Consider the following 20,385-nt stretch of genomic DNA (forward strand, 5'->3'; position numbering starts at 1 on the left):
TTAAGTTTGAGCAGCGAATCGCAGGCACAAGGATGCGCCTGCACCCCAACATCGAGTGAGGTAACAATGAAATGGCGAATCCTTCTAAGAACATTCAAGTCCTGTTGGTTATCTGTCTTGCGCACACTGGCTATCGACGTGCGGGCATGGCGCTTAACAAAGGCGAAAACCTTATACCGCTGGCCGAGCTGTCGGATGAGCAAGTTGCAGCGTTTGAAGCTGATCAGCGCCTTAAGGTATCCGTGCGTGATATGGCACCAGCGTCGGGGAGTGTGGACATTCCAGACGGTGATCAGACATTAGGCACCGATATCACAGGCACGCTCACTGGTGTGAAAGAGCCCAATGGTGAAGAGAAAGCCTTGGATGAACTGACAGCAAAAGAGCTGAAAGAACTGGCAAAAGACTTGGCGATCACGGGTGTTAACTCGATGAATAAAACTGACTTAGTTAGTGCTATTCAGGCGGTAAAAGTCACAGTGCCAGGTGCGAGTGAAACGGCTAATTCAAGCGCTGAAATGCCTAACACTGAAACGGAAAGCACTGAGCCATCTGGCACCGCCACCAACGAAGCAGGTGAATAGTCATGGCCGACTTAGCCATCACAAGAGCCATGTACGCTACCCCTGACAACATGCTGAGTCGCTTTGGTGCGCAGGACTTAATGCTGCTTACCGAGCGTGAAGACAGTGTGCCAGGGGAAATCAATTTCGCCTTGCTTGAGCAGGCGCTGCGCGATGCGTCTGCCGAGATTGATGGCTATATCGTGGGCCGTTACACCTTGCCGTTAACCACGGTTCCCGCCGTATTGGAGCGTAACTGCTGCGATATCGCCCGTTACTTCTTGTATGGCGATAAAGCCCCTGAACAAGTCGAGAAACGCTATACCGCTGTGGTGAAGTTTTTAACCGCAGTGAGCAAAGGCGATATCAGTTTGGGGCTAGCTGATACGGGTGAAGTCGCTAGCCAAAGTGAGTTAGTGGTCAGTATCGAAAGTGCAGGCAGCGTGTTTGGCCGTGCATCGTCTAAGGGGTTTATCTGATGTTTGAAATTAAAGATAACTACCTTGCTGCAGGTGATGCGCTGACTCAAATACTTGAGCCATTAGTGACGAGCCAGAAGCTGAAAAAGGTCTATCAAGCCAATGAGCTAAGCGAAGTGGATGAGCGCAGCCAAATCACCCCCGCCGCCCATGTGTTGTATCTGGGCGATACGCTGGCGGATACCGCACAAGGCGGCAACACCAGCCAAATTAAGCAGACTTGGCTTGTGGTATTAGCTTGCCGTTTATCTATTCACGAAGGCCAAGCAGGTGAGTTATTAGTCAGCCTGTTAAACGCGATTGTGGGTAAGTCCATTGCGGTGGATGGTCAGATGCTTGGCCCCTTTGTGCGCGTTAACAGTCCCGTTAAACCCCGTTTCACTAAAAGCCACGGTTATTACCCCGTGGCGTTAAGTGTGATTTTGAGATTCAAACCTTAACAACCTAAGAGGAACTCACCATGAGTGGATTATTAGTCGCAGGCAACTTCTTTGTTGACCGCTTAAATGCCCAAGGGCAATCAACGGGGATCATTGGCCCCATTAACACCACTAAGCTCGCGATCAAAACCGATGCCGAAGAAAAGGTACGTGGCAGTAAAAAGAAGGAAAGCTATGGCCAAGCCTTAAGCGTGGTGAAAATTTCTAAGCCTGTTGAGGTGGAATGGTCCTTCGACGATCAACCCGCCGAACTGATTGCTATGGCACTACTGGGTGATACCCAAGTGCTGAACACGGGCAGCGGCACCTTAACTGATGAGGCCGTGACCTTGCCTGATAATCAGCGTTGGATACAGCTACCTGAAAGTAACTTTGCCGCCCTCGGTTTTGTGGTGAAGAAAGACGCTGCCACCTTAGTGCTGGGCACTGACTATGAGGTGAACTATGCCCTAGGGCTAGTGCGCGCCGTAAAAGGCGGCGACATAGAAGCGGGCGGCGCGGTGACAGTGACAGGCCAACATAACGCCATTAGCGGCACCCTCATTCGCGGTGGCATTAACGCCCAAACTCGTGCGCGGATCTTCGGAGAAGGTACCAACTTAGAAACAGGCAAACCGATTAAGCTCGAAATTTTCGACGCCAGCTTATCGCCAACAGCGGCGCTCGATTTTGCCGCCAGTGAGTTTGTGAGCGCCACCCTTGCGGGTAAAGCCCAGTTAGTCGCGGGTAAGGATCATCCGTTCGAGTACCTAGAGCTGGATGCGTAAGCGGTTTTGCTTAACCCAAGGGCATGGCCGTACTCAATTGCCATGCCCTTTAATCCCCATTTAACCGCCGTTTAAACACCGATTATTTAGATACTAACGAGAGCATTAACGAGATAGCCATGGCTGATAAAACCTTAGAACTCGCCCTGCGGATCGTGGCAGAGGCCACGGGCAAGCAACACATTGCGGCTTTAGTCGATGAGCTTAAGCGCATCGGCACTGAGTCGGATGCGGCGAATCCTAAGACGCAGGCGCTCGCTGATGAACTCGATGGCGTGAGTGATGCCAGCCAAGCGGGTGCGAATCAAGTTGATGAACTCAAAAACAGCCTTGATCCGTTAAGCGACCAGTTAGACCAAGTGGCCCAAAGCGGCCGTAATACCAGCAACCAAGCAGAGCAGCTCACTAATGACCTCAAGCCTTTAGCAACAGGGCTTGATGATGTTGGCGAGAGTAGCCAATCGACCAGCCAAAAAGCCAATACCTTAGCCAATAAGCTCGATGAACTGGCTAACCAGCAAGACCTGATCAACACCTTTAAGCGGTCACGCAATGAGCTTGAACAGCAAGAGCTTGCTGTCACTGCTGCCGCCTTAGCTCTGCAGGACTTAAAGCAACGTGCCAGCCAAACGGATGCGCCTTTTGTGCAACTGGCACGCTCTATTGATGTGGCAGAAAAAGAGCTGGAGCAAATGCAGCGCGAGTTAGCGCAGCAATCATCCAGCCACACTAAGCTGCAAAATGCCCTGTCGAAATCGGGCATTGATTACAACAACCTGACCACAGCGCAGCGCAAGTTAAATGCCGAATTTGACGGCACTGGCCGCAATGTCGATAAGTTTGCTAATCAGTTAGATAAGGGCAATGCCAGCGCCCGTGATCATGCCAGTTCCCTGCGTGGTGTGATCGGCCAAGTGACCGCCTTAGCGGGTGCCTATTTGGGCTTTGACCGCGTAGCTCAAGCGGTGAAGGATGTCTTTGCCACGGGCGATCAATTCGAACGTCTTGGCGTGCAGATGAATGCTGTGATGGGCGGTTTTGAATCTGGCAAACAAGCGACCGCTTGGGTAAAACAATTCGCCATCGATGTGCCACTGCAACTGAACGAAGTCAATCAAGCGTTTGTGAAGGCCAAAGCCTTTGGCCTCGATCCTATGAACGGCACCATGAAGGCGATTGTGGATCAAGCCTTTAAACTCGGTGGTGGTTTTCAAGAGGTCGAGGGGATCACCTTGGCACTCGGCCAAGCCTGGGCAAAACAAAAGCTACAGGGCGAAGAGATCCTGCAACTGATTGAGCGCGGCGTGCCCGTATGGGACATGCTGGCTAAGGTCACGGGAAAGAACACTACCGAACTGCAAAAACTCAGTGAGCAAGGCAAGCTTGGCCGCGATGTGATCCAAGGCTTGATTGATGAAATGGGCCGAGCCGCAAATGGCAGCGCAGCGGTGCAGATGGCTTTGCTCAGTGGCCAAGTATCAAACCTCAAAGATAACCTTTCATCCTTCTATGATCTCGTGGCTCAGTCCGGTGCACTTGATTGGCTTAAGGGCCAGATCAGTGAGTTGAATCTTGAGTTTGCCGCCATGGCCGCCGATGGCCGTTTAAAGGAATGGGCGCAGCAAGTCAGCGACACGATCGTGAGCATAGGCTCAGCGGTGCAAGATGGCGCGGCGATGCTTTACCACTTCCGTGATGAAATTGGTTTTGTGGCTAAGGCATTTCTAGCGTTAAAAGTCGGTAGCTATTTTAGTGATGTGATCACCGGAGCCAATGCCGCCATCGGCGTGATGCGTCTTTACACTGGCGCGATCATGGGTACCACTGCGGCGAGTGAGGGCGCGGCCTTAGCTGCTGGCAAACTTAAAACCGCCTTGGCAGCAGCGGCTAAAGCGGGTTTGTACTTAGCCCTGATTAGTGAGTTGATCGAGGTCGCTCGGGTATACCAAGAGTTATTGATTGCTGAAGAAGCACTGGCAAAGTCTAAACGCGCTGCCGCGTCTAGCGCCAAACAGTTGGAGTACTCACTTAAGGATCTCAGTGAGCAAACGGGCGTAGCCTTTACCACTATGGCCGAGTTCAACAAGGCGGTAGACGAAGGCAAACTGATTTATGACGACGCCACTGGTAAGTGGAAGAACGCCGCTAAAGCCATGCAAGAAGTCAAACAGGCTGCGGTTGACGTTGTTGAGCCGATTAAATTAACGGTTGAAGAAGCGCTGCGCCTGACCTTTACCTTAAGCGAACAAACTAAAACGCTCGATGGCGTTAAAGGTGGTATGGGCGGTTTCATTCGCCAAATTGATGCCGCCTTAGTGCCGTTAAAAGCGGCGGGGGATCAATACGAAGGCCACGTTAAGTTACTCACGATACTGCGCGCCAAGTTTGAAGATCAGCAAACCTATCTTGATGCCACGGCTAAGGGCACTGAGGCACTAGAGCAAGCCTATAAGGACTTAGGGCTAACCAGTAGCCAAGCCTTAGAGCTGGTCAATACTAAGGCCGAAGTGGCCTTTAATCTGATTAAAAATAACCGTGAACCGATTGAGCAACAAAAGGATGCGTTTTTAGCCTGGGCGAAAGCGGCATTAACGGCCGCCGAAGCGACTGGCGCTGCGGTACCCGAAACCTTGAAAGCGCAAGCCGCTACCCTTGGGCTAACCAAGGAACTGAGCGATCTGACAGCAAAGCAATACGGCTATACAGACAGCGTGAAGGAACTTTCACCCGAGCAAGCCAAGCTAAGCCGCGCGGTTGCTGACACCGAAGCCCGATTGAAGCAATGCCGCGATGTGATGAACAGCTCGACGGTATCGAGTAAAGCCAAAGCAAAAGCCCAACAAGATCTGATTAGTTTACAGGGCAAGTTGAGTGACCAAACTAAGCAGCTCAGTGAGGTTCAGGCACTCGAAGCGGCTAATTATGAACAGATAAAAAGTAAGTATGCCGCGGTATCTGATGAGATGTTAAGGCTCGAACAAGCCTATAAAGACGGCGGCATCACGGCGGAAGAATACCTGCGACAAAAAGAGCGCTTGGTCGAAGTGCTCAGAATATTGCAACGCTTAATGGGCGGCTTGGAAGATAGTGAGCAAGAGACTGACGAACAGGTAAAAAAGACCACTAAAACCTTAATTGAGCAACGCCAAGAACTCGAACAATTAGAGGAAACTACTGGCCGCGCCACTGAGTATGTCAACCTGTTCGCGGGTGCCTATGCCCACTTAAATAAACAGTTCAATTTTAACGAAGATAGTACCGAAAAACTCAACGCCCGCGTCGATCAGCTGACTAATAGCATTATGAACAATATGCGGGTGAATACTGGCTTTTGGGGTGTACTGGCGCAGCTCAGTAACCAAGCCTTTATCCGCGAAAAGCAGATCATCAATGAAACCCTACTGACACGTAAATGGACTGAAGAACTTGAAAGCTCCAGCGTTAGCCTAGCTCGCGTCAATCAAATTAGCCGCGAGGCAAAGTGGAATATACGCGAGTTAGGCGATGAAGATCTTAAGCCACTGCAAGCCGCCATTGATGCTACCCGCGATCGTATTCTCGGCCTGCGTGACGATATCAACGCGACTTTGGGCAGTCTCAAAGATGAGATGGATCAGCTCAACAATAACCAAGCCGCTATCGAGAAACGCCGCTATGAACAGCAACAGGCTGAGCTTAAGGTGCAGCTCGAAGCTGCCCGCACGGCCCAGGATAAAGAGTCCATTGCCAGTGCGGCAGAAGCCCTGCAACTCAGTCAGCAAATCTACGCCACCAAACTAAAACAAATCGAAGCAGAGGCGGCAGAACGTAGCGCGCAGGCGAACGAGCCCGCATCAAGTAGTACAAGCACCGCGACTAACCCCACTCGCAGTAGTGCCAACCAAACCACAACGCCATCGGTGAGCAATCAGAGCACTGGCAGCAGCGTGCAGGTGTATCGGCTAGAGCTAGCGATGCCCTCGGGCAATGTAGTGAAGGCCGATTTGCTTGATGAGTTTAAACAGTTGTTTTTGCGCGAACTAGAACAGATTAAGGCCACCTCATGATCACCTTAGACACGCTTCAATTACCGCACTTTATTTGGCTTAACCGCTTTGGTTATACGCCCTTTGTGAGCAGCACTGAGTTTGCGCTCGATGGCTCGCAGCATGTTGAAGTCGCCGCCAAACAAGCGGGCCGCCCAGTGGTGTTATTCAGCGATGCAGAAACATTGGCGGTATTCAATGCCCTTGAGGCCCACGCTAATTCAAAGGGCGCGACCAGCTTTAACCTGGATGTCAATGGCACTGCATTAACTGTGATGTGGGACTACAGCGAACAGCCCATTAGCGGCACGCCCGCGATCAATTACAGCGATACCGACCCCGACGAAATCGAGGCTATCACCTTGAAGTTAATCACCGTTTAAAGGCCATTTATCTATTGTGAGAGTGCTATGACTATTTCCCGTGCAGATTTAAAAGTATTCAAACCAGAGCAATTGGGCTCAAGCGATGATGCGGGTGGACAACGTACCAAGCTGGCGGTGGAGTCTGGCAAGCTAAACGAACTATTTCGCGCCATTTCAGATATTGACCACTCACAATCTGCTGTTGATATTGTTAAGTGCTACCCTGCACTTGATACGCCTGACACAAGCATCTTGCTCGATGGTCACATATTCATTAGCCAAAGGCCAACAGATGAACTGGTCAGTTTATTGATAGCTGAGTCAGAGACATTGAGTGATGCCGACCGCATGACCGATATGGTTGAGATTCTGGAATCATCTGTGCGTGCTGGCCAGTTGATCCGCAATCGACTGATTGGGCTACTTGCTGGTCAGGATACATTTCCTCGGCCATATTTGCAGAGCATATATCAGTTCAACGGTCGGGAATTTTACGAAAACATCACATTGGTGCAGGGTCAAACAATCGTGATATCGGTGGAATATCCCGGTGCAGAGGATGCTTTATATCCAAGGTTTGAACATTTTTGCCAAATTCAGCAAACAGTGACTGGTGGTACTGGTGGGTTGGTAAATTTCAAACCTGCCATACCGTTCGATACACCCAATTATGATGTAACAATCAATGGTAAAACGGGTTGTACACATTTGCGCTATACATCACAGAATGATGGTATTAAATATCACGGTGCGACCAAACTCACGGCGGCGACCAACTCAGCCGTACTGGCAGTTGAATCAACATCGGTTGAGTTACTACCAAAAGTCAAAACCATTTCGATCAGTGCTGGTAATGCACTTGAAGGTGTTGAAGATTCACAAGGTGGTGTGGTTGGTGGTGTGAGTAACATACAATCTATGGTGTATAAAACTGTATCGCTCCCCTCAGTGACAGGTCAGAGCACTTATATTTTTGAATTACCAGATTTACTGATCTCAGATTGGTTCAATGATAACGGTATACAGAATGTAAAATATTCAGGTGCATGGGCTCAGAATGCTATTCTCAGTGTTATCGGTACAACTGTCACTGTGATATTTTCAGGTTATACACCACCTGTCGGTTACAGTATTGGTGCCAGCTATATTAGTGATGATAAGTATGATGTTTACTATTCAAATTTGACATTCCCATCTAACAGGTTAATGGTCAAGGATAAATTGTTTGGTGAAATAACATTTGTCAATACTACGTATGGTAAAAGCAATATTAACATGCGTACCACTTCACCTGCTTTGGATATCACCGCAATACCTTTGATTGAATCTAACAACAACATTGTTGGTTACATTGATGCCACCACAGGTATCGTCACTAAAAACCTCGATTTCAGGGGTGATTTTACATACACATATGATTGCCTACTCGTTGAGACTGTGCCGGGTGAAGTCACACCACCGGGTGATTTGACAGTCGAATTTATTCTCAAATCAGATTCGCCAATCCTCGATACATTCTACCTCACAGTTTCAACAACCAGTGACACACTACTGAGTGCATCGGCCAACAGTACGGGTGTTGTCACAGGTGCTGGCGTGAGTGGTACGATTGTAAACGGTGCGGTGTCACTCACTTTTACTCAGCGTGTATATCTAAGCACCTTGCGTTATGACATTAGTGAAACCGTTACACTATCGCCACCACCTGAACTCTACGGTTTGAATCCATTGCGGATTAAAAACGGTGGTTTAGTCAATGCATTCACCGCATGGACAAACATTGCTATACAACATACTGAGGTGCAGTTAGTCACCAGCCCAACACCAGCCCAAACATACAATGCACGTGAGAATACACGATTTGTTGACATTACTGATGCTGATGGTAAGTCACTTTGGACATTGACCGACACGCATTACACTTGGGTAAAATCGACAGGCGTTGTGACTATCAACAGTGATTTTGCTGGATTTACAGCACCATTTATCCTTACTGACATAATGGGTGAAACCGCATTGGTGGTCGAGGTGAACCCCACATCATTAGTGCTTGCATCCCCACTTAGTACCACATATCCCGTTGGTTCCAATGTGTCCAGCATTCAAAATTTGGGTGATTTACAAGCTCGCATCGGCACTGTGCGCGATATGACGGCATGGTCTAACAATTGGGATTTAGATGGTACACCTGCAACGGCAAACATGAACACAGTGGATTTCCCAATTGAGGTACGCAACGATACTGCTGTCAATGAAGATTGGGTGCTGATATTCACAGGCCCAACGTCATTCAGGTGCGTTGGTCGTCGCCTAGGTCAAATAGCAACAGGTGACACGCTTAACGATTTTGCACCAGTGAACCCTCTGACTTTATTACCCTATTTCATCATTCGCTCAGGTGCGTTTGGAGGTGGTTGGAATGCGGGTGAAGCAGTTCGTTTTAGAAGTTATGCCGCATCAAAACCAGCTATGCTCTTGCGTACAGTACGCAGCGGTCACAGTCAAATCACCACCGACCGCGCAGTGCTCGCGTTCCGTGGCAACGAATCTTAATAAGCCGATTTTAGGAGATAGAAATGGGATTACCAGTAACTATTTATCGTTGGGACGATGCAGGTGCGCCACAAATAAATAACGCTAAATCCGTCAGCTCAGTCATTGATATATTTAGAAAATGCTTGGTTAGTGGTTATGGTGAAAAATTACCACTGGGTTGGTCAGTGGTTTTTGAAAATACTGGTACTTTTAAAATAGCATTTCGTAATAATACGACAGATGGTAGCGGAAGCTATGTTCAGATTTGGAATACACAAGGCACAGATACGGCCGCATCAAATCTAATCTATCAGACTGCACAGAGTATGTCAGCGTTAGATGCGTTGATTAGACCCGGGTATCAAACCTCCATTTTCAACTCAGGCGTTGGGCCAACAAATAATCAATGGATATTGATTGGTACCAGCACAGGTTTTTATTTTGCAATAATGAATAGCTCTATTACCAACTACACGAAATGTGTTTATTCTTTTTTTATTGGTGATTTAGATTCATTTGTCAGTAATGACCAAGGTAGGTTCATAGGCAGTACAGCTAACGCCGACAATGGACCCGGTTACAATGGTAGAAATTTGTTTGCATCCACAATTAGCTGCAATCCTAAACTCTATCAAACGGATGGTAGTAGCGCGAGTACAAATGCTTTAAATAATATAGCATTAAGTTCAATAACTTATAGTGCAACATACACTAGTAATGATGCCCATGAAACTGCTGGTGTAGTTCTCAATTTTGCCCCTTTATCATTGTCAATTACAGGTTCAGTCAGAGATTCATTGAACATACCTGTGAATCATAGCTTGCTACAACCACAACAAAGAGGCGTACTGCCGGGGCTGCTGATTTCCTCTTTTGTTGGGTATAAAACTATAACATTCCCAATAACTCGTAATTTTTTTGGGCAAGATTATATGTTAATGCCGGGTGATAGTAGTGGCGCTAATCGTTGGATAAATATAGTTGAGTGGTAAATATGTCAATACTTTTCTTAGTGCGAGATTCGGCATTGTATCCGACATCTATAGCTATATTAGAGGTGTCATTAGATGCAGATGCCGAGCGTTTAATTGTTATGAATAGAATTACAACCGAATGCCTTACTGTACTGAATAATACACAATCAAACACTGTAAAAGTTCGCTTACCAATGGATTATATTATATCCAATAATTTATTATTACTGATGGTTGATGATGATGCAGTTTTTAACGTTAGTGCCGTTGATGGTATAAATTGTCAAATAGTTAGTACACCATATGATATGAGCCAATGATATGATCAATGTAGCGACTAGAAATGCCATGTTGAATACTATAACGCTGACCCATGTTAGTTTACACACTGATGAACCGGGTGCGGACGGTACTGTGGGTGAAATAGACATACCTAGGGGTGTTGTAGTATTTAGTGCAGCCAGTGGTGGGCGTATTTATTTGACAGATAATGTCAGCATGCCAATCACTGACCCTGTGACGATTACACATGTGGGCTATTGGAATGGTGCCACTTTCGTATTGTCGCAACCCATTACCGCACAAGATGTTACTACACCTTCTAATTTCGTATTACAGGCCACTACCACTTATATTGAGATTTAACCAATGGCAATCATTCTGCGATTCAGTAAGCCTTGGTTAAATAAAACATCACCGATCATCTTACGGTTTGCTGAAAGCGGTAATGATGCACCAGTGAGTGTGCCAATTAATATCCCCGTTGATATCGTAGTTGATTTCAATGTTAGTGAAATAGTAATCGACCGAACATTTGGTATTGAAGTTGGTATCAGTTGGTTTGCGCTGGATGAAGTTGAACAAGCATTACTATTGGCTGAGTTTGCTCGTGATCACCATGTTGCAGTCGAATCGCCTTGGTTGAGCTACAACGCTGAAGTTACGAATTTTGAATCGAATTGGGTTAGCAATATTGCGGTTGACCATGTTTGGAGTGTGCATTGGTTGTTTAATGATGAACACGTCAGAACCAACATCGCCGTAAGCTGGGCTTTACCCGCTGCACATCAAATTACTTTGGCATTTGATTGGTTGGTTCCTGACAACCATGATTTGAACACCATGTTAAATTGGCTGGACACATCATCATATCAATTGGCCACTAATATCACGTGGCTATATAGTGAAATTCACGAATACGACCTGATGATTCACTATCGCGGATTTGCAATCGGTGATGAGAAGTCAATTAAATGGGGCTTCCACGAACCACGTTGGGTTTGTTCAACCAAATACCGACCACCAGTAGGTAAGGTCACAATCAGGTTTGATGAGCCATCATCTACACAACCAAACCCTGTTGTTTTACGGTTCACAGCATCACCAAATTATTGCTACTGGGACGATGGCGGTGGCCTCATCGATGCCAATCCGCCGTTACCCACCATTGATTTTAAGATCCCCATCGAACCGCAAATCAGAAGGAGTTACCTCATGCAGCCTCAAATCAGTTGTGTTCGAGTGAGTGACGGCGTTGCTGTGGTGCTCAAATCTGTATCTATTTCCCAGTCCCGTTCGCAATGGGCCAGTAGCGGAAGCTTAGCGTTTTCATCCCGTATTGATGCCGAGCGTGCCGCAAATGAATTACTGAAAATAAGCATTAACGGCTATGACTTTTACATGCTTTGTGAGTCTCCAAGCGAGTCCAAAGCTTTTGGCAAAACCAGTTATAGCGCGACAGGTCGAGGCCGTTTAGCCACACTCGCCAGCCCGAACCGAAAGGCCATCAACTATGTGAACGTAGTAGCCCGCAGCTTTATTGGCTTAATGGCCGATATAGTTGCCAACACTGGGTGGACTGTCGCCAGCCAGATCACTGATTACCCCGTGCCTGCAAATGCCTTTAGTTATGCCGCTAAAACACCCGCCGAAGCGATTAACATGATGGCAAATAGCATTGGGGCCATGCTCGATGTGAACGATGAAACTCAGACCATAACCGTGATCCCTCAGTGGCCAGTCGTGCCTTGGAATACCGCAAGCGCAATTCCCGATGTGATTTTGCATGATGGAGTGATCCTCGAATTTAACGAGCGTACCGACATTCGTCCCGATGCTAATGCGGTGTTTGTACGTGGTGAACAGCAAGGCGTGGCGGCGAAAGTGAAACGTTTCGGGACCGCTGGTGACAACTTTGCTGGTGATATAGTGGATAAGTTAATCACTGATAATCAAGCCGCAAGAATGCGCGCAACGGCCGAATTAGCTAACGCAGGTAATAAGGTGCAAAACAGCATTCGCGCAAAGGTCATGGCGGATTTGCCACCCATGCGACCAGGCATGTTAATTGGGGTTCGCAAAGGTGCCGAGGTGTTTAAGTCAGTGTGTGAAAGCTTCAGCATAAGCGGCAGCATTAATGAGTCAACGGGCATGGTTACAGTGAATCAGACTGTGACGCTATTGCGTAATGAGGTAGCAGCATGAACATCTATCAACGCTTAGCGAACTTAAACCCTAAGCCCCAGCGCAGTGTTGCCACTGTGATTAACGTGACAAATGGCACCACAACAGTACAGCACGCCGATGGCAGTTATCAGACCGTTTTGGGTGACTCAGTTGTCAGCGGGAAAGTGTATATCGTCGATGGTCAGATCCAAGGCCAAGCAGCCGACCTGACGTATGTTGAATTAGAGATTTAATAAAAGAGAGCGGTCTAGCAATGCTACCAACACTGCTAGACCGTCAACACACAGGATTAGACCCTGTGAGCCAACCAAGGCTCCCTCACCGCGTCGACACGGCGAACCGAGCCTAGCATAAAAAATCCTAAAAAAGGAGGCTCACATGCCAAAACCGATTATCCCTTGGATGGGTGGTAAGCGTAGATTAGTTAAGCAGATTTTACCGCTATTCCCTGAACACCATACCTATGTCGAACCCTTCTGCGGCGGCGCTGCAATGTTCTTTAGCAAGGATGAGGCGAGGGTGGAAGTGGTCAACGATATGAATGGCGATCTCGTCAATCTATATCGAGTCATTAAACATCATTTAGAGGAGTTTATAAGGCACTTTAAATGGGCTTTAATCAGCCGTGAAGAGTTCCTATGGCAGAAGAATACTAACCCTGAAACACTGACTGATATTCAGCGAGCGAGTCGTTTCTTCTATCTGCAAAAACTGGCCTTCGGCGGTAAAGTTTCCGGTCAGAACTTTGGGTGTTCAGCGTCTCGACCAGCTGGCTTGAACTTGTTAAGGATTGAGGAAGATCTCAGCGTTGCTCACCTACGCTTGGCAAGAACCTATATCGAGCGGTTGGACTGGGCTGAGTGCGTAAGACGATACGATAAGCCAGAAACCTTGTTCTATTTAGACCCGCCTTACTGGAGTACGGCAGGCTATGGTGTAGAGTTTGGATTAGAGCAATATGAATTAATGGCTGAACTTGCTAAGTTAATAAAAGGTAAAATGGTTATCAGTGTTAATGACATACCAGAAATGCGCGACGCATTCGCTGGGTTGCAAATGAAAACACTAGATATACGATACACAGTTGGAGGCTCACAACGCTCTGGAGAGCAGCAAGAACTGCTTATTTGGAACTGGTAAGCCAATGTATTAACTAGGTAGAAAAGACTCAATAGCTCTCGTTTTAGGGGGCTTTTTGAGAAGTTTATCAAATTGAATGAACCCATATTTATCAAACTAAGTGAAGCACTTAGTAATAAATCAATCACTAATTTTCAATCTAGGTGAATTGGTTTATCAAATTTCGTGGCGCGCTACATTAGTGAAATTGATACAAGTAGCAACATTTATCAAATGTAATTAAATTACCAAATGTTGACTGGCTGTTATTCGGGGGCATGACAGCCTCCAATCCCGCGTGGTTTCTAGGTTATTTCGACTTATCAACAAAATCTGTGGATAACCCTGTGAGTTGTCCTGATAAACGGCCGTCAAAGCCTTGGCGTATGGGCGGCGGACTTAAAATGCACTATTTTGGGGTTCAAAAATAAATATAAGCATTATCAAGTGCATACTAAAAGCAAGTGGTTTTTGTTGAGGGGGTAAGTCAGGTTGCAATTTTGTAATCGAACGAAATTGATTTCTTGTGTATTAAATTGGCATTTTTGCTTAGTTTGCGGGTGTTTTGTAAGCAAAAATCGTTGAAAATGACTTGGTGTAAAAGTTTCATGTTGCTTCCACTAAATTGTCATCTGGCGGTGTTGCGGCGTAATGAATAGCGACAGTAAGGATAACTGTGGAGCTTAGTCGGTGACTTGATTAGAATGGGGCGACTCATTAAAAGGATATGTGCGCGTGTCAGAATCTGTTTTTCAGCTTGAATCGCAATTCGCCCCCGCAGGCGACCAACCTACAGCGATAGCCAAATTAGTCGATGGACTCGAAGCGGGTTTAGCTTGCCAAACCTTACTTGGGGTGACGGGCTCAGGTAAAACCTTCACGATTGCCAATGTGATCCAAAAGTTGGGTCGCCCGACTATTATCATGGCGCCGAATAAAACCTTGGCGGCACAGCTTTATGGCGAGATGAAAGAGTTCTTTCCCCATAATGCGGTCGAGTATTTTGTCTCTTACTACGATTACTATCAGCCAGAAGCCTATGTGCCTGCATCTAACACTTTTATTGAGAAAGATGCGTCAGTAAATGCCCACATTGAGCAAATGCGCCTGTCGGCGACCAAGGCGCTGTTAGAGCGCAAAGATGTGGTGCTCATCGCCTCTGTGTCGGCCATTTATGGTTTGGGTGATCCCGATTCCTATTTAAAAATGTTGCTGCATCTACGTCAAGGCGATGTGATGGGGCAGCGTGATATCTTAATCCGTCTCAGTGAGTTGCAATATACGCGTAATGATATTGAACTGCAGCGCTGCACCTATCGCGTGCGTGGAGAAGTGATTGATGTTTTTCCTGCCGATTCTGAGCGTAATGCCATTCGTGTTGAATTGTTCGACGATGAGATTGAGCGTTTAAGTGAGTTTGACCCGTTAACGGGCCATATTATTAAACGGATAGCACGTACGACGGTTTACCCTAAGACTCACTATGTGACGCCGCGGGAAAAAATTATCGCCGCCACTGAGTTCATTAAAGAAGAACTGCGTGATCGTAAACAATATTTACTCGATAACAATAAGTTAATCGAAGCACAGCGTATTCATGAGCGAGTGCAATACGATGTGGAAATGATGGTGGAGTTAGGTTACTGCTCCGGTATCGAAAACTACTCGCGCTATTTGTCTGGCCGCGCTCCTGGAGAAGGGCCGCCAACCTTGCTCGACTATTTGCCTGCTGACGGCTTATTAATTATCGACGAATCCCATGTGACTGTGCCGCAAATCGGCGCTATGTACAAAGGTGATCGTTCCCGTAAAACCACGCTCGTGGAATACGGTTTCCGCTTACCGTCGGCATTAGATAACCGCCCGCTCAAGTTTGAAGAGTTTGAACAATTGATGCCGCAGACCATTTATGTGTCGGCGACGCCAAGTGCCTACGAGTTAGAAAAGAGCGAAGGCGAGATTGCAGAGCAGGTCGTACGACCGACAGGGTTACTTGATCCTGAATTAGAAGTGCGCCCAGTCGGTATTCAAGTGGATGATTTATTGTCCGAAATCGCCAAAAGGGTGGCGGTGAATGAGCGGGTATTAGTTACAACACTGACCAAGCGTATGTCGGAGGATTTAACCGAATACCTCGACGAGCATGGTGTGAAAGTGCGTTATTTGCATTCCGACATCGACACGGTGGAGCGAGTGGAGATCATCCGCGATCTGCGATTAGGAAAGTTTGATGTGTTGGTTGGGATCAACCTCTTACGCGAAGGCTTAGACATGCCGGAAGTATCTTTGGTGTGTATTTTAGATGCCGATAAAGAGGGCTTCCTGCGTTCTGAACGCTCGCTTATTCAAACTATCGGCAGAGCCGCGCGAAACGTCAATGGTAAAGTGATCCTCTATGCTGACCGTATTACTAATTCGATGGCCAAAGCCATGGGTGAAACTGAGCGGCGCCGCGAAAAACAGCGGGCTCATAATCTAAAACATGGGATCATTCCGAAGGGGGTGGTTAAACGTATTACAGATGTGATGGATGTGGATGATGGTCGTGACACTAAAGCTGTGTATGGCAAAGTGGCAGAGTCTAAGTCCGATTACCACAAAGTTGATGCAACTGAGTTGAGCCATCAAATCGATAAGCTTGAGAAGAAGATGCACGAACATGCGCGCAACTTAGAGTTTGAACAAGCGGCGGCGATGCGTGATGAAGTAAAACATCTGCGGGATCTGTTGATCAAGGCCTAGATTTACCTCGGCGCTCAAGATCTAAAAAAGTCGTCCAGCAATTATGCTGTGACGGCTTTTTTGATCGTGCTGGTGAATTAAGCGGCGACTTTTACGGGGCGAAACTTCAACGTGATGAACACCACTAAAGCGCAAATCAGCCCGCAGATTAAACCGACCAAATGCGCTTCGGTTGCCACGCGCGCACCTATCATGGCGGTGACATCATTGCTGGCGCCGTAAAGCTGCTCGTGGACAATCTTGATGAACACGCCAACGAGTAGCAGATAGCCCGAGCGCAGCTTGCGGACGATATCCTGCACCGCGCCGTAGGCGAATAAGCCATGCAACATACCGCTTAAGCCGACATAACCGAGTAATTGCGGATAGCCCAAATATAAGCCTACACCTTCCAGTAAACATAACACTAGGAACAGTGCGCTTAAGCCTTTGAGATGGAAGTGGAAATGATGCAAAAACAGTACAACCCACAGCCCTGCAAGGTTCATCAACAGGTGCCACTGATTGGTGTGCAATAAATTACCGCTGATTAAGCGCCACCATTCGCCATCAGCAATGGCACTGCGGCGATAGGCGAGCAGGTTGTCGACAGCGGGACTGGCTAAGCCCGCGACATACAAACCCGCGCATATCAAACTCACTATCAGCGCAACCCAATAGGGACTGCGTGTCATGCCTTAGGCTCGTTAGCGTCGAGTGAAGCCATGACTGCGGTTTTATCCTGTAGATAATCGTCCAACCCCCGTTTACGCAGATGACAAGCTGGGCAATCGCCACAACCATCGCCAATCACGCCGTTATAGCAAGTGAGTGTATGGTGACGAACCAGTTCGAGTTGCGAATATTTATCCGCCAGCGCCCAGGTTTGTGCCTTATTGAGCCACATTAAGGGCGTGATGATCTGCAGTTGTTTATCCATACCTTGAACTAAGGCAGATTCCATCGCTTTAACAAAATCGTTACGGCAATCTGGGTAACCCGAAAAATCGGTTTCACACACGCCGGTGATAATCGCCTGCGCGCCTAGTTGGTAGGCATAAATGCCCGCAAGCGTTAAAAACAGAATATTACGTCCAGGCACAAAAGTATTCGGCAGGCCATTTTCCATTAACTCGTGTGAAACGGGAATCGCATCACGGGTCAGTGCCGATATCGCTAACTCATTGAGTAAGGTGACATCCATGACTTTATGGCTGGTGATTTTCAAGCGTTTAGCTAAGGATTTGGCGACTTCAATTTCTTCGCGGTGACGTTGACCGTAGTCAAAGGTGATCCCGTGTACTTCATCGTACTGGGTTAGGGCTTGGATAAGACAGGTTGTCGAATCTTGTCCGCCACTGAATACTACCACTGCTTTGGACGCTAAGGGTTTTGACACTAAGCTCGTTGACATAAAAGATTTCACTTCACCGTAGAACACTCTCAAATAGGCCGTTAGTGTAACTCAGGCCATAGGGCTTGCAAACTCTGACGAACGACATCAAATCGGCGTTGTCGGCGCAAAAACTTGCAGCTCAAGCTAAAATCCACTATAAATGCCGCCCCAGAAAAGTGGAACGCCAGCATGAACTACCCAGTCAACGAAGTATTTGAAACCATTCAAGGTGAAGGCGTCTTTACCGGAGTGCCCGCCATATTTGTCCGCCTGCAAGGTTGTCCCGTGGGATGTGCTTGGTGCGACACGAAACAGACATGGGATGTGCTGGAAGCCAATAAGGTCTCGCCTGAACAAGTGATTACCGTCGATGGCACTATTGGTCGCTGGGCAAACCATAGCGCGCAAAGTCTTATTGCTGCTTTTGATGCTAAAGGTTTTACTGCGCGCCATATCGTGATTACTGGCGGCGAGCCTTGTATGTACGATTTACGCGAATTAACTGAAACCTTGCACAGCCAAGGCTTTGCGACCCAAATCGAAACCAGTGGCACCTTCGATATCAACTGTGCCTATGACACTTGGGTGACGGTATCGCCCAAGGTGAACATGAAAGGGGGCTATAAGGTATTAGCGCAGGCGCTTAACCGTGCCAATGAGATCAAGCATCCCATCGCCACTGAAAATCACATTGCTGAATTGGATGAGTTACTGCAAGACATCGATATTTCCGCAAAAACGATTTGCCTACAGCCGATTAGCCAAAAGCACAGAGCGACTGAACTGGCGATGAAGGTGTGTATTGCCCGTAATTGGCGTTTATCGATCCAAACCCATAAGTATTTGAATATTGATTAATGCCCTTCAGTTAATCTATAAACGATAAACAACGCCTCACAATTGTGGGGCGTTTTTTATGGCTGACGTTTAGCGGTGTACTTTAAAGCCATCGACTCAAGGGATTTCATCGAGTCGATTAATCAAGCTCACTTAACTGGCCGAAATGATTGAATGCTGCAAGTTGACGCTGATAGGGGGCAATATCGCCGATGTTAGCCGCAATCCAGTCTGCATCGTAATAGGTATCGAGGTAACGTTCACCTGAGTCGCAAATTAAGGTGACGATTGAGCCTTGTTCTCCACGCGCTTGCATTTGTACGGCAAGTTGCAATGCACCGTACAGGTTAGTGCCCGTCGATGCGCCGGTTTTACGGCCAATCAGTTGTTCTAACCAATGAATTGTCGCTACGGAAGCCGCGTCGGGGATTTGCAGCATAGAATCCACAACGCCAGGAATAAACGATGGCTCGACTCTTGGTCGACCTATGCCTTCAATTTTACTGCCATTGCAACAGGTTAAGCTAGCATCGCCACTCTGATAGAAATCAAAAAACACCGAGTTTTGTGGATCAACTACGCAAAGCTGGGTCGCCAACCTTTGATAGCGGATGTAACGGCCTATGGTCGCCGATGTGCCGCCTGTGCCCGGACTCATCACTATCCAACGCGGGATAGTATGTGGCTCGCGCTCCATCTGATTGAAAATCGAATTGGCAATATTGTTATTACCGCGCCAGTCGGTCGCGCGCTCGGCGTAGGTGAATTGATCCATGTAATGGCCGCCAAGCTCTGCGGCGAGGCGTGCCGATTCGGCGTAAATCTCACTGGAATGATCGACAAAATGACATTGGCCGCCATAGAAAGTGATCTGTTCAATCTTCTTTTTAGCCGTGCTTTTAGGCATCACGGCAATAAAAGGTAAACCGAGTAATCGGGCAAAATAGGCTTCAGAAATCGCTGTGCTGCCCGATGAGGATTCGATAATCGGCGTGCCTTGTTTAATCCAGCCGTTACACAGGGCATAGAGGAAGAGTGAGCGGGCGAGGCGATGCTTTAAGCTGCCTGTCGGGTGGGTACTTTCATCTTTAAGATAAATATCTATGCCATCGAGCATAGGTAATTCAAGTTTAATCAAATGGGTATCGGCGCTGCGCTGAAAATCCGCTTCAATCTTGCCTATTGCATGGGCTTCCCACGTTGGGCAGAGTCTGTGAGCGCTGTGTGAGTCCACTGGCGGTTGAATTGTGTTAGATATCATCATAGTCACTTCGAAAGGGATCATTTTTAGAGCATATCACAGGGACGGGTAAAGCGGTTTTATTGGATCTGCTTGGGGGCATTAGCTTGAAGTAGAGCGAAGCGTGATTGATGTTAAAGACAAATATCGCGAACTAAAAAGATGGCTTAAACAGAAGTGCAGTCTAATACAAAGAATGTAATCAGAACAAAAGGAATAGATGAAGCTATGGCAGATAAAACTGGAATAGACAAAACGGAAGTTGAACAACAGCGGTATAGATAATGAAAGAAATGGTGGAGGGAGAAGGATTCGAACCTTCGAAGGCTGAGCCGTCAGATTTACAGTCTGATCCCTTTGGCCACTCGGGAACCCCTCCACAAACTTTCTTTACTTTTAAAACTGAACCAAACATTGGCCATGTTTGGTACTTGAAAATGATTATCTGCGTTAGAGAT

Annotated in this window: 18 protein-coding genes and 1 tRNA gene; 15 read left to right on the forward strand and 4 right to left on the reverse strand. The window is 47.3% G+C overall.

Annotated features, from left to right (window positions below):
- The first annotated feature begins 71 nt into the window (after positions 1-71).
- The 14 genes from NE536_RS01685 (at position 72) to uvrB (ending at position 16,475) form a co-directional block, all read left to right on the forward strand.
- Positions 72-584 carry an HI1506-related protein gene (locus tag NE536_RS01685; protein ID WP_261271592.1) on the forward strand — a complete coding sequence of 171 codons (513 nt, stop codon included), beginning with the start codon at positions 72-74 and terminating at the stop codon, positions 582-584.
- 2 nt (positions 585-586) lie between these two features.
- The gene (locus NE536_RS01690; protein WP_261271593.1) at positions 587-1,042 is read left to right on the forward strand and encodes a gp436 family protein; all 456 of its coding nucleotides are present in this window, start codon (positions 587-589) and stop codon (positions 1,040-1,042) included.
- Entirely contained in the window at positions 1,042-1,482 is a 441-nt protein-coding gene (locus NE536_RS01695; protein WP_261271594.1) for a phage tail terminator protein, read from the forward strand. Before NE536_RS01690 ends, NE536_RS01695 begins: the two co-directional genes overlap by 1 nt.
- A gap of 20 nt (positions 1,483-1,502) precedes the next feature.
- Entirely contained in the window at positions 1,503-2,249 is a 747-nt protein-coding gene (locus NE536_RS01700) for a phage tail tube protein (RefSeq protein ID WP_261271595.1), read from the forward strand.
- 119 nt (positions 2,250-2,368) lie between these two features.
- A complete protein-coding gene (locus tag NE536_RS01705; RefSeq protein WP_261271596.1) occupies positions 2,369-6,295 on the forward strand; it encodes a tape measure protein in 3,927 nt (1,308 codons plus the stop codon).
- The gene (locus NE536_RS01710; RefSeq protein WP_261271597.1) at positions 6,292-6,657 is read left to right on the forward strand and encodes a hypothetical protein; all 366 of its coding nucleotides are present in this window, start codon (positions 6,292-6,294) and stop codon (positions 6,655-6,657) included. The genes NE536_RS01705 and NE536_RS01710 overlap by 4 nt, the downstream gene beginning before the upstream one ends.
- A 27-nt stretch (positions 6,658-6,684) precedes the next feature.
- A complete protein-coding gene (locus NE536_RS01715; protein WP_261271598.1) occupies positions 6,685-9,192 on the forward strand; it encodes a hypothetical protein in 2,508 nt (835 codons plus the stop codon).
- Between the two features lie 23 nt (positions 9,193-9,215).
- Positions 9,216-10,166, forward strand: a complete 951-nt coding sequence (locus tag NE536_RS01720; RefSeq protein WP_261271599.1) for a hypothetical protein — start codon at positions 9,216-9,218, stop codon at positions 10,164-10,166.
- A gap of 2 nt (positions 10,167-10,168) precedes the next feature.
- A complete protein-coding gene (locus tag NE536_RS01725; protein ID WP_261271600.1) occupies positions 10,169-10,468 on the forward strand; it encodes a hypothetical protein in 300 nt (99 codons plus the stop codon).
- 1 nt (position 10,469) lies between these two features.
- The gene (locus NE536_RS01730) at positions 10,470-10,793 is read left to right on the forward strand and encodes a hypothetical protein (protein WP_261271601.1); all 324 of its coding nucleotides are present in this window, start codon (positions 10,470-10,472) and stop codon (positions 10,791-10,793) included.
- A 3-nt stretch (positions 10,794-10,796) separates the two neighbouring features.
- Positions 10,797-12,632, forward strand: coding sequence for a hypothetical protein (locus NE536_RS01735; RefSeq protein ID WP_261271602.1), 1,836 nt, complete (start codon positions 10,797-10,799; stop codon positions 12,630-12,632).
- Positions 12,629-12,847, forward strand: coding sequence for a hypothetical protein (locus NE536_RS01740; protein WP_261271603.1), 219 nt, complete (start codon positions 12,629-12,631; stop codon positions 12,845-12,847). The genes NE536_RS01735 and NE536_RS01740 overlap by 4 nt, the downstream gene beginning before the upstream one ends.
- Positions 12,848-12,992: 145 nt before the next feature.
- Positions 12,993-13,754: a DNA adenine methylase gene (locus NE536_RS01745; RefSeq protein ID WP_261271604.1), complete on the forward strand. Its 762-nt coding sequence runs from the start codon at positions 12,993-12,995 to the stop codon at positions 13,752-13,754.
- Between the two features lie 714 nt (positions 13,755-14,468).
- On the forward strand, positions 14,469-16,475 hold the full coding sequence (gene uvrB, locus NE536_RS01750) for an excinuclease ABC subunit UvrB (protein ID WP_261271605.1): 2,007 nt from the start codon (positions 14,469-14,471) through the stop codon (positions 16,473-16,475).
- Between the two features lie 77 nt (positions 16,476-16,552).
- On the opposite strand, the gene rrtA is transcribed toward uvrB, so the two are convergent.
- Both rrtA and queC read right to left on the reverse strand, forming a co-directional pair.
- Positions 16,553-17,149: a rhombosortase gene (gene rrtA / locus NE536_RS01755; protein ID WP_261271606.1), complete on the reverse strand. Its 597-nt coding sequence runs from the start codon at positions 17,147-17,149 to the stop codon at positions 16,553-16,555.
- Complete coding sequence (gene queC, locus NE536_RS01760) at positions 17,146-17,868, reverse strand: 7-cyano-7-deazaguanine synthase QueC (RefSeq protein ID WP_261271607.1); 723 nt, start codon at positions 17,866-17,868, stop codon at positions 17,146-17,148. The genes rrtA and queC overlap by 4 nt, the downstream gene beginning before the upstream one ends.
- A gap of 171 nt (positions 17,869-18,039) precedes the next feature.
- On the opposite strand from queC, the gene queE reads away from it, so the two are divergent.
- Positions 18,040-18,708, forward strand: coding sequence for a 7-carboxy-7-deazaguanine synthase QueE (gene queE, locus NE536_RS01765; RefSeq protein ID WP_261271608.1), 669 nt, complete (start codon positions 18,040-18,042; stop codon positions 18,706-18,708).
- Positions 18,709-18,826: 118 nt separating this feature from the next.
- Here queE and NE536_RS01770 read toward each other — a convergent pair whose 3' ends face one another.
- Both NE536_RS01770 and NE536_RS01775 read right to left on the reverse strand, forming a co-directional pair.
- Entirely contained in the window at positions 18,827-19,972 is a 1,146-nt protein-coding gene (locus NE536_RS01770; protein WP_012587722.1) for a PLP-dependent cysteine synthase family protein, read from the reverse strand.
- Between the two features lie 249 nt (positions 19,973-20,221).
- Positions 20,222-20,306, reverse strand: a tRNA-Tyr gene (locus NE536_RS01775).
- Positions 20,307-20,385: the final 79 nt, after the last annotated feature.

Source organism: Shewanella septentrionalis (assembly GCF_025370265.1).
GTDB classification, from domain to species: Bacteria; Pseudomonadota; Gammaproteobacteria; order Enterobacterales; family Shewanellaceae; genus Shewanella; species Shewanella hafniensis.